Origin of the sequence: Microbacterium sp. LEMMJ01 (assembly GCF_002114135.1) — a bacterium.
GTDB lineage: Bacteria > Actinomycetota > Actinomycetes > Actinomycetales > Microbacteriaceae > Microbacterium.
The window spans coordinates 1-1,160 of sequence record NZ_NCTV01000022.1 but is presented as its reverse complement, the minus strand read 5'-3'; the positions used below and the strand labels follow the sequence as shown (position 1 = coordinate 1,160).

General features: G+C 65.4%; 2 protein-coding genes. Both read right to left on the bottom strand.

The annotated features are described in order from the left end of the window. Window positions 1-536: 536 nt before the first annotated feature. Window positions 537-872, bottom strand: coding sequence for a hypothetical protein (locus B7W94_RS17905; RefSeq protein WP_005052756.1), 336 nt, complete (start codon window positions 870-872; stop codon window positions 537-539). Further along, on the bottom strand, window positions 869-1,160 hold a 292-nt coding region (locus B7W94_RS06395; protein ID WP_367379562.1), incomplete at its 5' end, for a type IIL restriction-modification enzyme MmeI. The genes B7W94_RS17905 and B7W94_RS06395, both read right to left, overlap by 4 nt.

Genomic DNA, 1,160 nt, shown 5'->3' with positions numbered 1-1,160 from the left:
CMGCTGCTCGACCGAGTCGCTGACGAGCTCCTCCAATCCACCCCGCTCTGACCGCCCCGCGCGGTACACTAAGGCGCGGCACCCGGCTGTTGAGCAGGTTCCCTTCCGCCCCTCGGGGCGATGGCGCCTCCTCAGTTGGATCGTTGGTGAATGTGACAATTTCCACGCTCCGGCCGGGTGCCGTTTTCTCTTGCCCCGGTGGCACGCGATCATCGACGATTGCTCACCGGTGGACCAGTCGCCCTCACATACTCCGACCAGGTGCACTCGACAGCGAGCCTCATTGCATCGTCGGGGAAGTAGCCGATCAACACTCGCCGCTCGGGATCGCGATCGAACGTCACGGAACGCAGCAGCCTACGGCCGCGGATCTCGACATGGCGGATGATCGCGATCCTCTTGCTGTGGTCGAACACGTACCAGATCCCCGGCTCCGGCGACGCCTGCAGCTGAGACATCGGAGACCAGTGCTGCACCACAACAGCGAACACTATGCCGGCGCACCGACAGCCCCGTGCCGACGACGACCGCGTGACTCAGCTCGTCAGCGACCCGCCGGATCCGTAGGCGTCGTGGTCATACCGCTGTAGCGCAGCAATGAACTCGGCACTAGTGATCTCATAGCGAGCCACCGCGGCCGCGGCGCCGTGGAACAGAGCAGCGTTGGGATACACACGGCCGCACACTGGGCAGACCGCGAACTCGTCGGGGTCGGCCGAACCAGCAGCATCGAAGGCAAGACGCCCAAGACGATCGGCGCTCCGCCAGTCCTGAGTCCACGAATCATTGCCACAGGCGCAGACCTGATTCTCCCCTTCCTCATCGACCGTCGCGGTCCCATCGACGCGGACGGTCGGGTACGGCCAGCTCACGATGCCGCACTCGCTGCTGTCGCCTTGCGGGGACGTTTCTTCGGCATCGCGAGCTCGTCGACCGTGGTGAGCTTCGCATAGCTGGCGAACAGCGCTCGCAGTCGGTCAGCCTCCGTCGCTATCCCCCGCAGGCCCAGGGCCTTGTCGACAGCAGTGTCGAGCTCACGATGCGCCCGGAGCAGTTCGGGCGACATCGCGAGGGGGTTGTAGTGGTCTGCGAGCGAGCGTTCTGGGCGTAGCGCTCTCGCATCCAGAAACGCTTGCCAACCGGCGAGGATGGCGGCACGC